Here is an 18725-nt window from a genome sequence, read left to right as displayed (position 1 = left end):
GTCAGTCGTCTGCCGGCGGCCGCCACACCACGACTTCCGTGGCGCGCCGGACGCGCGTGCCGTGGCGGAGCGTGACGACCGATCCGGATGCTCCTGCGGCGAATACGCGCGAGCGACTCTCCACCTCGTCGCGCAGCCGTCCTTCGAGATCGCGCACCTGCGCGCGCAGCGACCGCACGGTGTTCTCGAGCTCGATGAGTCGCGAGATCGCGGGCAGGCTCATGCCCTCGGCGGAGAGCGAGGCCACCTCGCGCAGTTGCTTGACGTGCCGCAGCGAGTACCGGCGCGATCCGCCCTGGGTGCGGGCGGGGACGACGAGGCCGAGTCGGTCGTACTGGCGGAGCGTCTGCGGGTGCATGCCCGCGAGCTCCGCCGCGACCGTGATCGCGAAGATCGGGGCCTCCTCGTCGACCTCGTCGTGCGCCATGACTACTCCCGCGCCTTCGCCATCAGCTCGGCGCGCGGGTTCTCCTTGGGCTCTGCCGCCTGGAAGGCGAGGAGAGCCTCCTTGGCCCTGTCGTCCAGGTGCGCGGGTACCGCGACCTGGACCTCGGCGAGCAGATCACCCGTGCCCTTGCTCGAGGCCACACCGCGCCCCTTGACGCGCAGGACGCGCCCCGACGGCGTGCCGGGGGCGACGCGCAGCTTGACGGGATCGCCACCGAGCGTCGGAACCTCGATCGTCGCGCCGAGCGCCGCCTCGGGGAAGGTGACCGGCACCGTGAGGCGCAGGTTCAGGCCGTCCCGTGTGAACACGGGGTGCGGGCGCACCGTCACCTGAACGACGATGTCGCCCGGTTCGCCCCCGTCGGGCGACGGCCGGCCGCGACCGCGCAGGCGGATCTTCTGCCCGTCCGCGACACCCGCGGGGATCTTCACCTTGAACGGCTTGCCGTCCTCTCCGGCGAGGGTGATCGTCTCGCCGCGCACCGCGGTCTGGAAGTCCAGTGTCGTCCGCGCCGTGACGTCGGCGCCGCGATGCGGGCCGCCGAAGCCCTGGAAGCCGCCGCTGGACTGGCCGAAGCGCCCCGACCCGAATCGGCCGGATCCCTGCTGCTGGCCGAACATCGCGAACAGGTCGTCGAAATCGGCCGACTGGTACGAGCCGCCGCGCGAGCCTCCGCCGAAGCGGCTGAACACGTCTTCGAACCCGCCCGTACCGCCGGCGCCGGGTGCCTGGAAGCGGGCACCGCCCGATCCCATCGCGCGGATCTGGTCGTACTCCTCGCGCTGGTCCTTGTCGGACAGCACGGCGTACGCCTCGCTGATCTCCTTGAACTTCGCCTCTGCGGCGGCATCCCCCTGCGTCGAGTCGGGGTGGTACTTGCGCGCGAGCTTGCGGTACGTCTTCTTCAGGTCGGCTTCGGAGACGTCCTTGGCGACGCCCAGTGTCTTGTAGAAGTCCTTATCGAACCAGTCTTGACTGGCCATGGACACCTCCCTTCTCGGGGTTGAGTCTCGTCGGAATCACCACTCAGTCGGGCGAGCCGGCGACGACGACCTTCGCCGGACGCAGCTCGATGTCGCCCAGGCGGTAGCCCACCTCCACGACGTCGAGGATCGTGCCGTCGGCGACGCCACCGGGGTTGGGCGCGTGGAAGATCGCCTCGTGCTGCTGCGGGTCGAACGCCTCACCGGCGGTGCCGTAGGTCTGGACACCGAGCCGCGACACGACGGCACGGAGCTTCTCGGCGATGACCGCGAGAGGCGACCCCTCGGCGAGGTCGCCGTGCTTCTCGGCGCGGTCGAGGTCGTCGAGCACGGGCAGCAGCCCCTTCGCGACCGACCCCGTGGCGCGGGCGATCTCCACCTCGCGCTGCTCTTCGGTGCGGCGGCGGTAGTTGGCGTACTCCGCCTGCACGCGCTTGAGGTCGAGCAGCAGATCCTTGTCCTCATCGGATGCCTCGGCCACGGCAGCGTCGTCGGTCTGCTCCGCCCCCAGGATGTCGTCGACCGTCAGGGAGTCCTCCTGCGAGTCGGGGCCGGATGCCGTGGCATCCGACCCCTCGTCACCGGGGACTTCGTTCTCGAAGTCCTTCGTCATGTTCCGATTCTCTTACTTCTTGTCGTCCTCGTCATCGACGACCTCGGCGTCGACGACGTCTTCCTCGGGGTTGGGCGTCTCGCCGTTGCCGGGCTCGCCGACCGTCGGGTCGCCCTGCTCACCGGCAGCCTGCTGCGAGGCGTAGATCGCCTCACCCAGCTGCGACTGCGAGGCGTTGAGCTTGTCGAAGGCCGTCTTCACGGCATCCTCGTCGTCGCCCGCCAGCGCGGACTTCAGCGCGTCGACATCGGCCTGGACGGAGTCCTTGACCTCGGCCGGCAGCTTGTCCTCGTTGTCCTTGATGAGCTTCTCGATCGAGTACGAGAGCGTCTCGGCCTGGTTGCGCACCTCGGCCGACTCGCGACGCTTCTTGTCCTCGGCGGCGTGCTCCTCGGCCTCGCGCACCATGCGGTCGATGTCTTCCTTCGGGAGGCTCGAGCCGCCCGTGATCGTCATCGACTGCTCCTTGCCGGTGCCCTTGTCCTTCGCGGACACGTGCACGATGCCGTTGGCGTCGATGTCGAACGTGACCTCGACCTGCGGGATGCCCCGGGGAGCCGGCGCGATGCCGGTCAGCTCGAAGGTGCCGAGCGGCTTGTTGTCACGCGTGAACTCGCGCTCACCCTGGAACACCTGGATCGCGACCGACGGCTGGTTGTCGTCGGCGGTCGTGAACGTCTCGCTGCGCTTGGTCGGGATGGCGGTGTTGCGCTCGATGAGCTTCGTCATGATGCCACCCTTGGTCTCGATGCCGAGGCTCAGGGGGGTGACGTCGATCAGCAGCACGTCCTTGCGCTCCCCCTTGAGGACGCCCGCCTGGAGGGCGGCACCCACGGCGACGACCTCATCGGGGTTGACGCCCTTGTTGGGCTCCTTGCCGCCGGTGAGCTGCTTGACGAGTTCGGTGACCTGCGGCATGCGGGTCGAGCCGCCGACGAGGACCACGTGGTCGATGTCGGCGACCTTGATGCCCGCCTCGGCGACGACGTCGTTGAACGGCTTCTTCGTGCGGTCGAGCAGGTCCTTCGTGAGGTCCTCGAACTTCGCGCGCGTGATCGTCTCCGAAAGCGACACGGGGCCGGTTTCGGTGAGCGACAGGTACGGCAGGTTGATCGAGGTGCTGGTCGAAGACGAGAGCTCCTTCTTCGCCTGCTCCGCGGCCTCCTTGAGGCGCTGCAGCGCGATCTTGTCGCCCGAGACGTCGACGCCGGTCGTGTTCTTGAACTGCTTGATCAGGTAGTCGACGAGGCGCTGGTCCCAGTCGTCACCGCCGAGCCGGTTGTCACCGGCCGTGGCGCGCACCTGGATGGTGGAGAAGTCGTCGTCCTTGCCCACTTCGAGCAGAGAGACGTCGAACGTACCACCACCGAGGTCGAAGACGAGGATGAGCTCGTCCTCCTTGCCCTTGTCGAGGCCGTAGGCCAGGGCCGCCGCGGTGGGCTCGTTGATGATGCGCAGCACGTTGAGGCCGGCAATCTCACCGGCATCCTTCGTGGCCTGACGCTCGGCGTCGTTGAAGTACGCAGGCACCGTGATGACCGCGTCGGTGACGGTGTCGCCCAGGTACTGCTCGGCGTCGCGCTTCAGCTTCTGCAGGATGCGCGCCGAGATCTCCTGCGGCGTGTACTGCTTGCCGTCGATCGGCTGGGTCTTCCAGTCGGTGCCCATGTGGCGCTTGACGGAGGAGATCGTGCGGTCGACGTTGGTCACAGCCTGGCGCTTGGCGGTCTCGCCGACGAGCACCTCGCCGTCCTTCGTGAACGCGACGACCGAGGGGGTCGTGCGGAAGCCCTCGGCGTTGGTGATGACCTTCGGCTCGCCGCCCTCGAGGACGGCGACGACGGAGTTCGTCGTACCGAGGTCGATACCTACTGCACGTGCCATGTGTTGTTCCTTTCGCGGAGAAATCTGTGGGGTTGAGTCGTAGAGGCTCAACTTGTGATGGATGCCACGTTACCCGCGGCTTCCGTCCGTGTCAAGTGAACTTGATATGAATCGGCTCAACTTTCGCCTCACCCAAGGGTGCACTCGTTTCACGCGAGGGTGCATTCGTTCCTCGCGAGGTGCATTTGTTTCACGCGAAGGTGCACTCGTTTCACGCGAAGGTGCACTCGTTTCACGCGAAGGTGCAGCCACAGGAGAGGGGGAATGCACCCTCGAGAGAAGCGGCCGCACCCTCGGCCGAAAGGAGTGCACCCTCGGCGAAGAGGAATGCACCCTCGGCGAAAAGGAGTGCACCCTCGGCGGGCGGGCGGAGGTGGGATCAGTCGTCGTAGCGACGGCGCGGGCGCTCCCGGCGGTCGTCGCGATCGCGGTCGCCGCGCTCGGGGCGCTTCGCGGAGCGCTGGAAACGGTCCGGCTTGATCTCGATGAGTCGGCCCGAGATGCGGGTGTTCGCGAGGCGGTCGAGCGTCGCGCGCGGGAGGTCTGCGGGAAGCTCCACGAGCGAGAAGTCGGGTCGGATCTGGATCGCGCCGAAGTCCTCGCGGCGGAACCCGCCCTCGTTGGCAAGCGCCCCCACGATCTGCCGCGGCTCGACCTTGTGCCGGCGGCCGACCTCGATGCGATAGGTCGCCGTCGCCCCGTCGCGCCGCTCGCGGCGCGGCCGGTCACCGCGCTCGCCGCGCTCACCCTGGTCGCGGTCACGCCCCCGGTCACGGTCGAACCGGTCACGGTCGCGGCGCACGGGCTCGTCGTCGGCGGCATCCAGCAGCAGCGGCGTCTCGCCCTGTGCGACGACGGCGAGCGCGGCCGCGACATCGGCCTCCGGCACGTCGTGGTGGCGCACGTAATGGTTGATGATGTCGCGGAAGCGGTCGATGCGCTCGGTCTCCGACAGCGCCGCCGTGATCGCGTCGTCGAAGCGGGTGAGGCGCGTCGCGTTGACGTCGTCGGCGCTCGGCAGCGACATCTCGGTGAGCGGCTGGCGCGTGGCCTTCTCTATGGATGCCAGCATGCGACGCTCGCGCGGAGTGACGAAGCTGATCGCGTCGCCGGTACGGCCCGCGCGACCCGTGCGACCGATCCGGTGCACGTACGACTCGGTGTCGATCGGCAGGTCGAAGTTGACGACGTGGCTGATGCGCTCGACATCCAGCCCGCGCGCAGCGACGTCGGTCGCGACGAGGATGTCGAGCTTGCCGTCCTTCAGCTGGTTGACGGTCCGCTCGCGCTGGGCCTGCGCGATGTCGCCGTTGATCGCGGCGGCCGTGTACCCGCGGGCACGGAGCTTCTCGGCGAGGGTCTCGGTCTCGTTCTTGGTGCGGGTGAAGACGATCATCCCCTCGAACGGTTCGACCTCGAGGATGCGGGTGAGGGCGTCGACCTTCTGCGGGTACGACACGACGAGGTAGCGCTGCGTGATGTTGGTCGCCGTCGAGGTCTTCGCCTTGACGTTGATCTCCTCCGGGTTCTTCAGGTAGGTGCCCGCGAGGCGGCGGATCTGCGCCGGCATCGTCGCCGAGAAGAGAGCGACCTGCTTGTCGTCGGGGGTCTCGGCGAGGATCGTCTCGACGTCTTCCGCGAAACCCATCCGCAGCATCTCGTCGGCTTCGTCGAGAACCAGGTACTTCAGTTCGGAGAGGTCGAGTGTGCCCTTGTCGAGGTGGTCCATGATGCGCCCGGGCGTGCCGACGACGATGTGCACCCCGCGGCGGAGCGCAGAGAGCTGCTGCCCGTATCCCTGGCCGCCGTACACGGGGAGGACGTGGACGCCCTTCAGGTGCGCCGCGTACGACTCGAACGCCTCGCAGACCTGGAGCGCGAGCTCACGGGTCGGCGCGAGCACGAGCGCCTGCGGCGTCTTCTGCGACAGCTCGAGGCGCGACAGGATCGGCAGCGCGAATGCCGCCGTCTTGCCCGTGCCGGTCTGCGCCGTGCCGAGGACGTCGCGCCCCTCCAGCAGCGGGGGGATCGTCGCCGCCTGGATCGCCGACGGCGTCTCGTAGCCGACGTCCTTCAGCGCTTTGAGGACGGGCGCGTCGAGGCCGAGTTCGGCGAACGTCGGAGTGGAGGCGGGGTCGGATGCCGCGACCACCACATCTGCGGTGTGCGCGTCAGCGGCTTGTGCGTCGGCGGAAGGGGTCGCGATATCGGATGCCATGGTGACCACGGTATCCGCCTCGGCCGTCATAGTCTGAGCACGCACCGTGACGGCGCCGTCACCACCCGTTCATCGAAGGGCCTCAGCATGACCGACATGGACCCCGCTTCCGCCCCGAAACCCCCGATGCCCGCCGACACCCGAGCGCTCGGCGCGATCGGCGAGATGTTCCAGGACTCGGGCGACGAGCGGCAGGTGCCGCGCCGCCAAGTCCGTTCGTGGGCGATGTGGGACTGGGCGACCCAGCCGTTCAACTCCGTCATTCTGACCTTCGTCTTCGTGTCGCTCTACCTCGTCTCGGACCACTTCCTCCCGGCGGACATCGCCGCCCTCGCAGATAAGGACCCGGTGAAGGAGCGAGCCCTCGCCGACCTCTCGAGCGGATACGGGCTGATCTCCACCCTCGCCGGCGTCCTGATCCTGCTCGTGGCTCCGGTGCTCGGCCAGCTCGCCGACCGCGCGGGGCGCAAGAAGCGCTGGCTGCTCGTGACGACGGTGCTCCTCGCTCTCATCCAGTTCAGCCTCTTCTTCGTCTTCGCCGACCCGATCTACTTCTGGTACGGCGCGGTCATGGTCTCGATCGGCGCGGTCGTCTCGGAGATCGCGGGAGTCAACTACAACGCGCTGCTCGTGAGCGTGTCGACGCCGCGCACCGTGGGCCGTGTGAGCGGGCTCGGCTGGGGGCTCGGCTACATCGGTGGCATCCTCGCGCTCGGCCTCGTCGTCGCACTGACCTTCGCGGACTGGTTCGGCATGGACACCTCGAACGGCCTCGCCTACCGGCTCATCGCCGTCGGCTGCGCCGTGTGGACGATCGTGTTCTCCATCCCGCTGTTCCTCAACGTGCCCGAGCCTCCCGCGCGGGCGGGCGACGGCAGGCGTGTGAGCTTCTTCGGCGCGTACCGTGAGCTCGTGCGCGACGTCGCGCGGCTCTACCGCGAGCACCGGTCGACGTTCTGGTTCCTCGTCGCGAGCGCCGTCTACCGAGACGGACTCGCGGGCGTCTTCGCCTTCGGCGGGGTCCTCGCCGCCGTCGCGTTCGGCTTCTCGCCGAACGAGGTCATGATCTTCGGCATCGTCGCGAACCTCGTCGCCGGGGTCTCGACCGTGATCGCCGGGCGACTCGACGACCGGTTCGGGGCGCGCGCCGTCATCGTGACCTCGCTCACGGGCCTGGTCGTGATCGCTCTCGCGGTGTTCCTGCTGCACGACGGCGGCAAGGCGCCGTTCTGGGTCGGCGGTCTCATCCTCTGCGCGTTCGTGGGCCCCGCGCAGGCGGCGTCGCGCTCGCTCCTCGCGCGCGTCACCCCCGCGGGCATGCAGGGCGAGATCTTCGGCCTCTACGCGACCACGGGTCGTGTCGCGAGCTTCATCTCCCCCGCCATGTGGACCCTCTTCATCGTCGCCTTCGGGGCGACCTACTGGGGCATTCTGGGCATCGCGATCGTGCTGCTCGCGGGGCTCGTGCTGCTGCTGTTCGTGCGCCTGCCGAAGCACGTGCGGCGGGCCTGACCGGGCGCCGCGCGCACCCGACGCAACGCGCCGGTCCCGGCACGCGGCCCGACGCGACTGCAAGGTCGTGCGGACGACACGCCGCGGCATCCCCGCTGCGCTCGGCGTGGCGCGCACGATCCCTTGCAGTTCGGGCGGGTTGCCGGAGCGGGCGAGACCCCGGAGCGGGCGGGGCGCCGGGGCGGGCGGGATGCCGAGGCGACCCGACCGTCGACGCGTCAGGCCGGGGGATGCCGCCGCGCGCGCCACCACCGCGGCATCCGCACGCCCTGCTCGTTGCCCGTCTCGACGTCGAGGCCGTAGTGCTCTCCGACGTAGTCGACCAGCTGCGCGCGTTCGGCGCGTTCGTAGACGCGGCGCTCCCGTCGGAAGGCGATGACGGTCGCCCAGCAGATGAGGAGCATCACGACGCTGAACGGCAGCGCGATCGTGATGGCAGCCGTCTGCAGCGCCGAGAGCCCTCCGGCGAGGAGCAGGGCCACGGCGAGGACGGCCGTGGCGAGCGTGAAGAACACGCGGATCCAGCGCTTCGGCTCGGCGTCGCCGCCGGTGGCGATCATCCCCATCACGAGCGCGCCCGAGTCGGCGGATGTCACGAAGAAGATGCCGATCAGCAGGATCGCACCGAGCGTGAGCACCCGCGTTCCGGGGAGGTGCTGGAACAGCTGGAACAGGGCGCCCTGCAGATCGACCGAACCGTCGGCGGCGAGCATCGAGCCGGGGCTCTGGATCTCCTGGTAGAGCGCAGACCCGCCCAGCACCGCGAACCACAGGATGCCGACGAGCGTCGGCACGACGAGCACGCCCAGGACGAACTCGCGCACCGTCCGCCCCTTGCTCACGCGCGCGATGAAGATGCCGACGAACGGCGCCCACGAGATCCACCAGCCCCAGTAGAACGACGTCCAGGCCGCCTGCCACTGCTCTCCCGCCTCACCCTGGAACGCGCTCACCGTGAAGCTCAGCCCGACGAAGTTCTGCAGGTACGCGCCGATCGACTGCACCCATTCGCGCAGCAGGTACTCGGTGTGACCGGCGAACAGGATGAAGACGAGGAGCACCGCGGCGAGGATCAGGTTGAAGCTCGACAGCCACTTCATGCCGCGCCCCACCCCGGAGAGCACCGAGGCGAGGACGAACACCGTGATGACGGCGATGATCACGATCTGCACAGCCGTGCCGGGCGTCCCGAACCCTGCAGCACCGAGTCCCGCGCCGATCTGCAGGACGCCGAGGCCGAGGGAGGTGGCCACGCCGAACACCGTGCCGACGAGGGCGAGCGTGTCGATGACGTTGCCCCAGGTGCCGCGCACCCGCTTGCCGAGGAGCGGTTCGAGCGCCCAGCGGATCGACACCGGACGGCGGCGGCGGTGGATCGCGTAGGCGAGCGCGACGCCGATGACGACGTAGATCGCCCAGGCCTGCACGCCCCAGTGGAGGTAGGTCTGGATGAGCGCGCTCTGCGCGAGCTGCGCCTCGGTGCCGGTGACGCCCGGCCGGGGCGAGACGAAGTGGCTGAGGGGCTCGCTCACGCCGTAGAAGACGAGGCCGATGCCCATGCCCGCGGCGAACCGCAGCGAGAACCACGCTCCGGTCGAGAACTCCGGCTCGTCGTCGTCTTTGCCGAGCTTGATGTCTCCGAAGCGACTGAACCCCAGCACAAGCACGAAGGCGACGAAGAACGCCGCGATCAGCACGTGGTACCAGTTGAAGGTGCGCACGATCGTCGACTGGATCGTCGCGAACGTCTGCTCGGCGACATCCGGCACGGCGATCGCGAAGGCCGCGACGCCCACGATGACGACGGCGGCGGGCCAGAAGACCCAGCGGGCGAGGGGGCGTGAGGCCAGCGGATCGGCGGCCAGAGTCGACGCGGTCATCCCTCCACGGAACCGAGGCACGGATCCGGTCCGCCAAAGCGAGCCGGGGGTTGCGGAGCGGCGCCCGCATGTGCTCGCGGCGCCGGGGCGCACCCGTCGGGTGCGATCAGCGGTGGTCGGGCCAAGCGTCGGCGAGCTTGGCGAGGAGGCGCGCGAGCTCGGCGCGCTCGTCGGCGGTGAAGCCCCGAAGCGCCTGCGAGAGGTGCTCGCGGCGCTGACCGCGGAACCCCCGCGCGACGCGAGCGCCGTCGTCGGTCAGTGCGATTCGCGTGCGGCGCGCATCGTCGGGATCAGCCTCACGGCGTACGAGCCCGAGGTCGACGGCCTGCTGCACGAGCCGCGAGGCGCGCGGCTGATCAACACCGATCGCCTCGCCGAGCTCGCTCACCGATAGCGAGTGGGATGCCGCGGCGAGCGCTTCGAGCAGCCGCAGACGCGCGGGGCCGCCGATGCGCGGCTTCGACGCCGGGTTCGCGCGCGGCGCGGCCACGCGCGAGGCCTGATCCGCGAGAACGATTCGGCAGCACCTCTCCCACCCCGGGGGCGGTGCTGCCGTGCGTCTGGTGGAGAGCATTCGGCTACTCGGGCTCGATCAGGAGGTTGGTGATGCGGGCGGTCGCGAGGTGGGTGCCGTCCTCGTGCTCGATGCGGATCTCGTGCGTCGTCACCCGGCGCCCCAGATGCAGCGGCGTCGCCGTCGCGCGGATGACACCCGCGCGCGCTCCACGATGGTGCGTGATGCTGAGGTCGACCCCGACGCACGCCTTGCCGTGGGTCGACGCGAAGATGAGCGCGGCCCACGACCCCACGGCTTCGGCGAGTGCCGCGCTTGCACCTCCGTGCAGACGGCCGAGCGACTGCGTATTGCCCGCGACGGGCATCGTCGCGATCACGCCGGCCACCGACTGCGCGACGATCTCGACCCCGAGCTTGGCGTCGAGTTCTCCGAGCGCGATGCGCCACGGCTCGTGCGGCCCGGTGCGGATGGATGCCGCGGCATCCGCCGCCATCAGAGGCTCCCGCCGACCGCTCGGCCGCCGTCGGGGTCGCACTCGAGCCCGCCGAGCGACAGACGCAGCACGTCGTCGGCCAGCTGCTCGGGGTCGACGGCCCCGCCCGGGCGGTACCACTCGGTGAGCGAGTTGACCATGCCGAAGATGAGGCGGGTTGCGACGGCGGCGTCGATGTCGCCGACGAGATCGCCCGCGCTCTGAGCCTCGCGCACGAGCGCCGTGACGCGGTGGTCGAACGCGCGCCGCCTCTCGAGCGCCGCACGCTCGATCTCACTGTTGCCGCGCACGCGCAGCAGGAGCGTCACCTGCGGCAGCTTCGCGGTGAGCACGCCGACCGCTCCGCGCACGATGTGCCGGAGACTCGCGAGCGCGGTCGCCTCGACCGCGACCGCGTCGTCGAGGGCGCGCTCGAGTCCCGTCAGAGCGTCGTCGAGGGCGACCGCGAGGATCGACTCCTTCGATTCGACGTGGTGGTACAGGGCCGACTTCGTCAGCCCGAGCTTGGCGGCGAGGTCGGCGACCGATGTCGCGTCGTACCCCTGATCATTGAACAACTGCACCGCGATCGTCATGACCTGTGCGCGGTCGTAGCCCGGGCGGCCACGGCGGGCCGGTGACGCGGGAGACGCCGGCAGCGCTGCGGATGCGGGCGTCGCCGCGGCGGTGCGTGCGGCTGCGGCATCCACGGTCATGTCTCCAGTCTGGCACTATGCACTCCGCGCCTCGGGGTGCGCGGGAGACGCCTCGCCGTCGCGCCCGCTTGCCGCCCCACAGCACCTCTGCCATTATTACTGAACGATTGTTCTGTAAACAAGCGCAGCTCGCCGACGATGGCGGACGAGGGGATGACGATGTCCGAGGCCTACCTGATCGGCGGCGTCCGCACCCCCGTCGGCCGTTACGGCGGCGCGCTCGCGGACGTGCGCCCCGACGATCTGGCCGCTCTCGTCGTGCGCCAGGCCGTCGCCCTGGCGGGCGTGCCTGTCGACGCGATCGACGAGGTCGTGCTCGGCGCCGCGAACCAGGCCGGCGAGGACAATCGCAACGTGGCGCGCATGGCGGTGCTCCTCGCGGGTCTGCCCGACCACATCCCGGGTATCACGGTCAACCGCCTGTGCGCCTCGGGCATGTCGGCGATCGCGATCGCCACGAACGCCGTGCGCGCGGGCGACGCCGACATCGTCGTCGCCGGTGGCGTCGAGTCGATGACCCGCGCGCCGTGGGTGCAGGCCAAGCCCGCACGCGCGTGGGCGAAGCCCGGTGAGGCGTTCGACACCTCGATCGGCTGGCGCTTCACGAACCCGCGCCTCGCCGCGCGCGACAAGGCGACCTTCTCCATGCCCGAGACTGCCGAAGAGGTCGCCCGCGTCGACGGCGTCACGAGGCAGGATGCCGATGCGTTCGCCCTGCGCAGTCACGAGCGGGCGATCGCGGCGATCGACGTCGGCCGCCTCGCCCCCGAGATCGTCGCGGTCGAGACCCCGCGCGGCGTCGTCGACACCGACGAGGGGCCCCGTCGCGAGACGACCGCCGAAGCTCTCGCGCGCCTTCGGCCCGTCGTCGCGGGCGGCGAGGTCGTGACCGCCGGGAACTCGAGCCCGCTGAGCGACGGGGCATCCGCGGTCGTGGTCGCCAGCGGCCTCGCGGTCGAGCGCCACGGACTGCGCCCGCGGGCACGCATCGTCGCGCACGCCGCCGCCGCGCTCGCCCCCGAGATCATGGGCCTCGGCCCCGTGCCCGCGACCGAGAAGGCGCTCGCGAAAGCCGGCCTCACGGTCGCGGACCTCGCAGCGGTCGAGCTCAACGAGGCGTTCGCGACACAGGCGCTCGCCTCGATACGGCGCCTGGGACTCGACCCTGACATCGTCAACGCCGACGGGGGCGCGATCGCCCTCGGCCACCCGCTCGGCTCGAGCGGGTCGCGCCTGATGGTCACCCTGCTCGGCCGCCTCGAACGCGAAGACGCCCGCTACGGGCTCGCCACGATGTGCGTCGGCGTCGGTCAGGGCACCGCGCTGATCGTCGAACGGGTGGATGCCGCGGCATCCACCCCTCCCGCCGCGGGCGGCGCCGCGTGACCGCCGCCGTCCGCATCGACGAGACCGACGACCGCGTCGTCGCGACGCTCGACCGCCCCGCGACGCGCAACGCGATCGATCAGGGCATGGTCGACGAGCTGCACGCGCTGTGCGCGCGGCTCGAGGTCGAGCGGAAGACGCTGATCCTCATCGGCGCGGGCGGCGTGTTCGCGTCGGGCGCCGACATCGCGCAGCTGCGCGAGCGGACCGCGGCCGACGCCCGTCGCGGCATCAACTCGACCGTGTTCATGCGCATCCGGCAGCTCCCGATGCCCGTGATCGCCGCGATCGACGGCTACGCGCTCGGCGGCGGCGCGGAGCTCGCGTACGCCGCCGACATCCGTCTCGCGACCCCGCACGCCCGGTTCGGCAACCCCGAGACGGGACTCGGCATCATCGCCGCGGCCGGCGCGACGTGGCGCCTGCCCGAGATCGTCGGCCACGCCCGCGCGAGCGACCTGCTGCTCACCGGCCGCATGATCGACGCCGACACGGCGCTGTCGTGGGGCCTCGTCTCGGCGGTGCACGCGCCCGGGGCGCTGCTCGCGGCGGCGCACGAGGTCGCGGATCGCATCGCCGCGAACGGCCGGCGGGCGACGGAGCTGACCAAGCGCGCCCTGCTCGCGCCGCCCGACGCCCACCCCGCGATCGAGCTCGAGCTGCAGGCCGAGCTCTTCGACAGCGCCGAGAAGCACCGGCGGATGACCGCTTTCCTCGAACGCCGCCAGCGGAAGACCTCGTCATGACCTCGACCCCCGCCCGCGTGGGCGTCCTCGGCGGCGGCCGCATGGGCGCCGGGATCGCACACGCGTTCCTCCTCGCCGGCAGTCGCGTGACGGTCATCGAGCGCGACGCGCCTGCGGCGGATGCCGCGGCGCAGCGCATCGGCGACAGCCTCGCCCGGTCGGTCGAGCGCGGCTCGACCGACCGCCCCCTGAACGACCTCGAAGCCGCGCTGACGGTCGGCGATGACATCGCCGCCTTCGCGGACGCCGATCTCGTGATCGAGGCGGTGCCCGAAGACCGCGCCCTCAAAGGGGACGCCCTCGGGCGCATCGCGCGCGTCGTGGCCCCGGCATCCGCGATCGTATCGAATACGTCGTCCATCTCGATCGATGCGCTCGCCGCGACGATCACGCACCCCGAGCGCTTCCTCGGACTCCACTTCTTCAACCCGGTGCCCGCGTCGGCGCTCGTCGAGATCGTCACGGGGGCCGCGACCGCACCCGCCGTCGTCGAGAGCGCACGCGCCTGGGTCGACGCGCTCGGCAAGGCACCCGTCGTCGTCCGCGATTCGCCGGGGTTCGCGTCGAGTCGACTCGGAGTGATGCTGGGGCTCGAGGCGATCCGCATGCTCGAGGAGGGCGTCGCGACTGCCGCCGACATCGACACCGCGATGGAGCTCGGGTACCGGCATCCGACCGGACCCCTGCGCACGACCGACATCGTCGGGCTCGACGTGCGCCTCGGCATCGCAGAAGAGCTCGAGGCCGCCTTCGGTCCGCGCTTCTCCCCACCCGACCTGCTGCGCCGCCTCGTCGCCGAGGGGCACCTCGGCCGCAAGGCGGGCCGCGGCTTCTACGAATGGAGTGACTCATGACCGACGTGCTCGCGAGCTACCTGCAGGATGTCTGGTGGGCGCCCCGCCCCGCCGACGCGGGCGACGCCGCGGTCGTGTGCGATGCCTCGACCGGCGCGGAGATCTGCCGCGTCAGCACGGAGGGGATCGATCTCGCCGCCGCCGTCGCGTACGCGCGCGAGGTCGGTCAGGCGAGTCTCGGCGCCGTGACCTTCCACCAGCGCGCGCTGCTGCTGAAGCAGTTCGCGCAGGCCCTCACGGCCCGCAAAGAGGAGCTGTACGCCCTCTCTGCCCGTGCGGGGGCGACGGCGCGGGATGCCGCGGTCGACGTCGACGGCGGCATCGGGGTGCTGTTCACGTACTCCTCCAAAGGGCGGCGCGAGCTGCCGAACGCGCAGGTCGTGCTCGACGGCCCGGTCGAGGTGCTCTCGAAGGACGGGTCGTTCCTCGGCCGGCACGTGTTCACACGCCTGCCCGGCGTCGCGGTGCAGATCAACGCCTTCAACTTCCCCGTGTGGGGGGCGCTCGAGAAGTTCGCACCCGCCTTCCTCGCGGGCGTCCCGACGATCGTCAAGCCCGCAACCCCGACCGCGTACCTCGCCGAGGCGTGGGTGCGGATCCTCACCGACTCGGGCCTGCTGCCCAGCGGCGCCCTCCAACTGGTGAGCGGCGCGGTGCCGGGCCTGTTCGACCTCCTCGAGCTGGGCGACGCCGTCGGGTTCACCGGCAGTGCCTCGACCGCTGAGCGCCTGCGCGTGCAGGCGCGGCCGGGGGTGCGGTTCACAAGCGAGACCGATTCGATCAACGCGTCGGTGCTCGGGCCCGACGCCGTTCCGGGGACGCCCGAGTTCGACGCGTTCGTGCGGCAGGTGCTCGCCGAACTGGTGACGAAGGCGGGTCAGAAGTGCACCGCGATCCGCCGGACGATCGTCCCGGCGGGGATCGAGCCGGCGTTCGTCAGCGCCCTCGCCGACAAGCTCGCCGAGCGCGTGATCCTCGGCGATCCGCACGCCGAGGGCGTCACCATGGGTCCGCTCGTCTCGCGCGCCCAGCGCGACGAGGTGCTCCGACAGGTCGCCGCGCTCGAGGGCGCGGGCGGTCGCGTCGTCATCGGCTCCACCGCCGAGCCGGAGGTCGTGCGGGCCGACGGCAGTACGGGTACCTCGCCGGAAGGGGCCTTCGTCGCCCCGATCGTCCTCGCCTTCGACCCCGACCACGCCCTGGCGGGGGCCGCCGTGCACGAGATCGAGGCGTTCGGCCCCGTCACGAGCGTCCTCGGCTACCGCACCGTCGGCGAGGCTGCCGAGCTCGTCGGGCGCGGCGGCGGCTCGCTCGTCACGAGCGTCGCGACGCACGATCCCGCCGTCGCGACCGAGCTCCTCGGTCGGATCGGCGCGTACAACGGGCGCGTCCTCTTCCTCGACCGCGACGACGCCCGCACCTCGACAGGCCACGGCTCGCCCGTGCCGCATCTGCTCCACGGTGGGCCGGGGCGCGCCGGCGGCGGAGAGGAGCTCGGCGGCATCCGGGCGGTCCTCCACTACATGCAGCGGACCGCGATCCAGGGGTCGCCGCGCATGCTGACGGCCCTCACCGGCGTCTGGCACCAGGGCGCGGATGCCGATGCCTCCGGCATCCACCCGTTCCGTAAGTCGCTCGCCGACCTCCGCATCGGCGACCGCGTCGACTCGGCCGAGCGCGAGGTCACCCTCGCCGACATCGAGACGTTCGCGCACTTCACCGGCGACACCTTCTACGCGCACATGGATGAGGCGGCCGCCGCGGCGAACCCCTTCTTCCCGGGGCGCGTCGCGCACGGCTACCTGCTCGTCTCGTGGGCCGCGGGTCTGTTCGTCGACCCCGATCCGGGACCCGTTCTCGCCAACTACGGCCTCGAGAACCTGCGGTTCGTGACCCCGGTGTCGCCCGGCGACCGCATCCGCGTCGCGCTGACGGCGAAGCAGATCACTCCGCGCGAGAGCGACGCGTACGGCGAAGTGCGGTGGGATGCCGTGATCCGCAACGACCGCGACGAGCTCGTCGCCGAGTACGACGTGCTGACCCTCGTCGCGAAGGAGTGGGCGGAGAACGTCGGCGGGTCACCCGACGCTCACGCCAGTAGCGTCTCGCCGATGTAACCGCCTTCCGCGCACCCCGGGGGCACAGCGAACACCGCCGAACCGATCGGCGTCGTCCACTCGTTGAGCAGATCCAGCTCGTCCAGGCGCCGCTGGATGGGCGTGAACTGCGCATCGATGTCGGCCTGGAACGAGACGAACACGAGCCCCGAGTCCGACACGTCCGCACCGGCCGGGCGCTCGTCGTAGTTGTAGGCCCGGCGGAAGATGCGCTGGCTCGTGTCGTCCGGACGGGATCGCCGCACGTGGGAGAACTCGGGGATGACCGGGAATCCGATCGCGGTGGTGGCGGCGAAGTCGGGCTCATCGTGCTCGTTCACTCCGGTGAGGGGCGCCCCGTTGTGCAGAGTCCGCCCGACGGACTGCTCCCGACCGGACCGGTCGAGCTTGTCCCAGGTGTCGAGGTTCATGTGGATGCGCCGCACGACCATCCCGGTCCCACCGGCGAGCCATCCCGCCCCCGACCACACGACGGTGTCGAACTCAGCGGTTCCGGGCTTCGGGTTCGCCGTGCCGTCCACCTGGCCGAACAGGTTCCGCATCGTCGTGCCGGGTGCGACGGAGCCGTACGCGCGACGGAAGCCCTGCTGCACCCACCGCACCGTCGCGAAGCTCCGGGTGTCCTTCACCAGCATGCGCGTGGCGTGTGCGACCGTGAGCGGATCGTCGGCCGCGATCTGCAGCAGCAGGTCCCCGTGACTGAACTCGTCCTGCAGGCGATCGATCGCGAAGGCCGGGAGCGGGCGCAGCCAGTCCGGCGCCGGGCCCGAGGCCCGCGCGACGAAGCCCGGACCGAACGCGAAGGTGACCGTGAGCCGGGCGGGCGCGAGGGCGAGTTCGGGCTCCGAGTCGGCAAGCGCGGGCCGACCCTGCGTGAGCCGCTCGGCGTCGTCGCTCAAGATGCGCATGAGTCGGCGCAGCCCCTCGCGATCGACGTCGTCGCGCAGGTCGAGCGCGACGAACGTGCCGTGCGCCTGGGCATCCGTGTCGATTCCGGCCTGGTGGATGCCGTGGAACGGAACGATCTCGTCACCGTTGAGCGGCACCGACGGCGCGGCCGGGGCGGCGGCGTCGGATGTCGAGTTGAGGGCGAGGTCCACGCCGATGGCGGCCGCGGCGCCGACGCCGGCGACAGCCCCTCCGAGGAGGAACTGCCGCCGGGTCGAGCCGGATCGACGCGCGCCCTGATCGGGCGCAGCCATCAGTTGCTCGGCGTCGGGGTGGGCGTCATGTCCATGTGCATGTCGCCGCCCTCGTAGTTCTCGTTGGCGCCCGAGTAGTCCTTGACGGGCGCCGTGAACTCGTAGGTCGAGTCATCCGAGAACGTCAGGGTGAACGTCGCCTCGTCGCCGGCTATGAGGGGCGCCGTGAGGTCCATCAGCATGATGTGGTTGCCACCCGGTTCGAGGGCGAAGCTGCCGCCCGCCGGGATGACTAATCCGCCCTGCTTCTCCTTCATCACCATGGCGCCCGAGTCGTTCGCGACAGTCTCGTGCAGCTGGAGCATCGTCGATGCCGGCGACTCGGCCGACACGAGCGTGATGTCGTGATCGGAGGTGTTCTCGAGCGTGCCGAAGGCCGCGGACATGCCGGACTCGGCGGACTTGACCCAGGCATCCGCGATCGTGACGGACTGCCCGTCACGCTCCGCGGTCGGCGATGCGACGGGGGACGCCGCAGACGCGCAGCCGGTGAGGGCGAGCGCGGCCGCAGCGAGAAGGAGGCCGACGCGAGTGGTGGTTGTGGTGCGGGTGTTCATGATGCGGGAGTGCCTTTCTTTCGGCGAAGAAGCTGGATAAGGGTGAAGACGGCGGCGGCGACGATCGCCCCGCCGATTCCGACCAGCGCGATCCTCAGGACCGCCTGATCTTCGTGTGCGCTCTGCTCCTGCACGGCGTCGCCCGCGCCCGCGGCCGGGTTGTCGGTCGGCGCCGCGGTCGCCGCGGGGCTCCGCTCCAACGGTGAGCCCGTGCCCACCGTGAAGGGCACGAGTCCGCTGATGGGGTGTCCGTCTTCCGACACGACGCGCCAGCGGATCTCGTACCCGGCGTCCGTCATGCCCGGCTCGATCGCCACGGTCACGACGCCGTCGGTGACGACGGGCGCGCCCGCCGCCCAGTCACGGCCGGACGCGTCCGCGATGACGACGGCCGCTCCGATCGTGAGGACGTCGGCTGAGAAGGTCAGCGAGACCTCGCTCGGTGCTGCATCGAGACGCTCCCCGGGCGACGGCGAGCTGGCGACCAGCTCGTCGTGCGCGGCAGCAGGAGACGCAGCCCCGACGACCAGTGCGGCGGCGAGGAACAGAGTGGCGATGAGAGTACGGGAACGGGACAACGGAAGACCACCGATCGATCACGCGCCGGATCGGCGCGCACG

17 protein-coding genes are annotated in these 18725 nt (G+C 70.7%); 5 read left to right on the top strand and 12 right to left on the bottom strand.

The features are described from left to right. Position 1 precedes the first annotated feature (1 nt). The 5 genes from WFI52_RS09005 to WFI52_RS08985 form a co-directional block, all read right to left on the bottom strand. Positions 2 to 427: a heat shock protein transcriptional repressor HspR gene (locus tag WFI52_RS09005; RefSeq protein ID WP_336626739.1), complete on the bottom strand. Its 426-nt coding sequence runs from the start codon at positions 425 to 427 to the stop codon at positions 2 to 4. Between the two features lie 2 nt (positions 428 to 429). Then, positions 430 to 1431: a DnaJ C-terminal domain-containing protein gene (locus WFI52_RS09000; protein ID WP_336626740.1), complete on the bottom strand. Its 1002-nt coding sequence runs from the start codon at positions 1429 to 1431 to the stop codon at positions 430 to 432. A 43-nt stretch (positions 1432 to 1474) separates the two neighbouring features. After that, positions 1475 to 2044 carry a nucleotide exchange factor GrpE gene (locus WFI52_RS08995; RefSeq protein WP_336626741.1) on the bottom strand — a complete coding sequence of 190 codons (570 nt, stop codon included), beginning with the start codon at positions 2042 to 2044 and terminating at the stop codon, positions 1475 to 1477. Positions 2045 to 2056: 12 nt separating this feature from the next. Further along, positions 2057 to 3928 (bottom strand): molecular chaperone DnaK, encoded by a 1872-nt coding sequence (gene dnaK / locus WFI52_RS08990; RefSeq protein ID WP_336626742.1) that lies wholly within the window; start codon positions 3926 to 3928, stop codon positions 2057 to 2059. 379 nt (positions 3929 to 4307) lie between these two features. Beyond that, the gene (locus WFI52_RS08985; RefSeq protein WP_336626743.1) at positions 4308 to 6146 is read right to left on the bottom strand and encodes a DEAD/DEAH box helicase; all 1839 of its coding nucleotides are present in this window, start codon (positions 6144 to 6146) and stop codon (positions 4308 to 4310) included. An 87-nt stretch (positions 6147 to 6233) separates the two neighbouring features. Here WFI52_RS08985 and WFI52_RS08980 point away from each other — a divergent pair, with 87 nt between their 5' ends. Continuing rightward, entirely contained in the window at positions 6234 to 7658 is a 1425-nt protein-coding gene (locus WFI52_RS08980; RefSeq protein WP_442927728.1) for an MFS transporter, read from the top strand. 218 nt (positions 7659 to 7876) lie between these two features. Here WFI52_RS08980 and WFI52_RS08975 read toward each other — a convergent pair whose 3' ends face one another. From WFI52_RS08975 to WFI52_RS08960, 4 genes are all read right to left on the bottom strand, one after another. Further along, on the bottom strand, positions 7877 to 9538 hold the full coding sequence (locus WFI52_RS08975) for a BCCT family transporter (RefSeq protein ID WP_336626744.1): 1662 nt from the start codon (positions 9536 to 9538) through the stop codon (positions 7877 to 7879). Positions 9539 to 9644: 106 nt separating this feature from the next. Beyond that, positions 9645 to 10028 (bottom strand): MarR family winged helix-turn-helix transcriptional regulator, encoded by a 384-nt coding sequence (locus WFI52_RS08970; RefSeq protein ID WP_336626745.1) that lies wholly within the window; start codon positions 10026 to 10028, stop codon positions 9645 to 9647. Positions 10029 to 10116: 88 nt separating this feature from the next. Continuing rightward, on the bottom strand, positions 10117 to 10548 hold the full coding sequence (locus WFI52_RS08965) for a PaaI family thioesterase (protein ID WP_336626746.1): 432 nt from the start codon (positions 10546 to 10548) through the stop codon (positions 10117 to 10119). Continuing rightward, a complete protein-coding gene (locus WFI52_RS08960; RefSeq protein WP_336626747.1) occupies positions 10548 to 11243 on the bottom strand; it encodes a TetR/AcrR family transcriptional regulator in 696 nt (231 codons plus the stop codon). Before WFI52_RS08960 ends, WFI52_RS08965 begins: the two co-directional genes overlap by 1 nt. A 159-nt stretch (positions 11244 to 11402) precedes the next feature. On the opposite strand from WFI52_RS08960, the gene WFI52_RS08955 reads away from it, so the two are divergent. Genes WFI52_RS08955 through paaZ form a run of 4 tightly spaced genes read left to right on the top strand, consistent with a single transcriptional unit; the run spans position 11403 to position 16346 of the window. Next, positions 11403 to 12629 carry a thiolase family protein gene (locus WFI52_RS08955; RefSeq protein ID WP_336626748.1) on the top strand — a complete coding sequence of 409 codons (1227 nt, stop codon included), beginning with the start codon at positions 11403 to 11405 and terminating at the stop codon, positions 12627 to 12629. Next, complete coding sequence (locus WFI52_RS08950; protein ID WP_336626749.1) at positions 12626 to 13375, top strand: enoyl-CoA hydratase/isomerase family protein; 750 nt, start codon at positions 12626 to 12628, stop codon at positions 13373 to 13375. Before WFI52_RS08955 ends, WFI52_RS08950 begins: the two co-directional genes overlap by 4 nt. Then, positions 13372 to 14229 (top strand): 3-hydroxyacyl-CoA dehydrogenase family protein, encoded by an 858-nt coding sequence (locus WFI52_RS08945; RefSeq protein ID WP_336626750.1) that lies wholly within the window; start codon positions 13372 to 13374, stop codon positions 14227 to 14229. The genes WFI52_RS08950 and WFI52_RS08945 overlap by 4 nt, the downstream gene beginning before the upstream one ends. Then, entirely contained in the window at positions 14226 to 16346 is a 2121-nt protein-coding gene (gene paaZ / locus WFI52_RS08940; protein WP_336626751.1) for a phenylacetic acid degradation bifunctional protein PaaZ, read from the top strand. The genes WFI52_RS08945 and paaZ overlap by 4 nt, the downstream gene beginning before the upstream one ends. On the opposite strand, the gene WFI52_RS08935 is transcribed toward paaZ, so the two are convergent. The 3 genes from WFI52_RS08935 to WFI52_RS08925 are packed head-to-tail and all read right to left on the bottom strand — an operon-like array spanning position 16319 to position 18683. Further along, positions 16319 to 17548, bottom strand: coding sequence for a Dyp-type peroxidase (locus WFI52_RS08935; RefSeq protein WP_336626752.1), 1230 nt, complete (start codon positions 17546 to 17548; stop codon positions 16319 to 16321). The two genes, paaZ and WFI52_RS08935, sit on opposite strands and share 28 nt — an antisense overlap. Then, positions 17548 to 18105 carry a copper chaperone PCu(A)C gene (locus WFI52_RS08930; protein WP_336626753.1) on the bottom strand — a complete coding sequence of 186 codons (558 nt, stop codon included), beginning with the start codon at positions 18103 to 18105 and terminating at the stop codon, positions 17548 to 17550. The genes WFI52_RS08935 and WFI52_RS08930 overlap by 1 nt, the downstream gene beginning before the upstream one ends. Then, positions 18102 to 18683: a copper resistance CopC family protein gene (locus WFI52_RS08925; RefSeq protein ID WP_336626754.1), complete on the bottom strand. Its 582-nt coding sequence runs from the start codon at positions 18681 to 18683 to the stop codon at positions 18102 to 18104. Before WFI52_RS08925 ends, WFI52_RS08930 begins: the two co-directional genes overlap by 4 nt. Positions 18684 to 18725 lie beyond the last annotated feature (42 nt).

It is taken from the genome of Microbacterium sp. MMO-20, assembly GCF_037147735.1.
Lineage (GTDB): Bacteria > Actinomycetota > Actinomycetes > Actinomycetales > Microbacteriaceae > Microbacterium.
Note: the sequence above shows the minus strand (reverse complement) of the source record. Positions and strands in the feature narration are given on the sequence as shown.

Bases quoted from the DNA above. Each gene is read 5' to 3' on its own strand.
- WFI52_RS08985 (WP_336626743.1), bottom strand. From the start codon at position 6,146: ATGGCATCCGATATCGCGACCCCTTCCGCCGACGCACAAGCCGCTGAC.
- WFI52_RS08980 (WP_442927728.1), top strand. From the start codon at position 6,234: ATGACCGACATGGACCCCGCTTCCGCCCCGAAACCCCCGATGCCCGCC.
- WFI52_RS08945 (WP_336626750.1), top strand. From the start codon at position 13,372: ATGACCTCGACCCCCGCCCGCGTGGGCGTCCTCGGCGGCGGCCGCATG.
- paaZ (WP_336626751.1), top strand. From the start codon at position 14,226: ATGACCGACGTGCTCGCGAGCTACCTGCAGGATGTCTGGTGGGCGCCC.
- WFI52_RS08930 (WP_336626753.1), bottom strand. From the start codon at position 18,105: ATGAACACCCGCACCACAACCACCACTCGCGTCGGCCTCCTTCTCGCT.
- WFI52_RS09000 (WP_336626740.1), bottom strand. From the start codon at position 1,431: ATGGCCAGTCAAGACTGGTTCGATAAGGACTTCTACAAGACACTGGGC.
- dnaK (WP_336626742.1), bottom strand. From the start codon at position 3,928: ATGGCACGTGCAGTAGGTATCGACCTCGGTACGACGAACTCCGTCGTC.
- WFI52_RS08960 (WP_336626747.1), bottom strand. From the start codon at position 11,243: ATGACCGTGGATGCCGCAGCCGCACGCACCGCCGCGGCGACGCCCGCA.
- WFI52_RS08995 (WP_336626741.1), bottom strand. From the start codon at position 2,044: ATGACGAAGGACTTCGAGAACGAAGTCCCCGGTGACGAGGGGTCGGAT.
- WFI52_RS08975 (WP_336626744.1), bottom strand. From the start codon at position 9,538: ATGACCGCGTCGACTCTGGCCGCCGATCCGCTGGCCTCACGCCCCCTC.
- WFI52_RS08965 (WP_336626746.1), bottom strand. From the start codon at position 10,548: ATGGCGGCGGATGCCGCGGCATCCATCCGCACCGGGCCGCACGAGCCG.
- WFI52_RS09005 (WP_336626739.1), bottom strand. From the start codon at position 427: ATGGCGCACGACGAGGTCGACGAGGAGGCCCCGATCTTCGCGATCACG.
- WFI52_RS08955 (WP_336626748.1), top strand. From the start codon at position 11,403: ATGTCCGAGGCCTACCTGATCGGCGGCGTCCGCACCCCCGTCGGCCGT.
- WFI52_RS08935 (WP_336626752.1), bottom strand. From the start codon at position 17,548: ATGGCTGCGCCCGATCAGGGCGCGCGTCGATCCGGCTCGACCCGGCGG.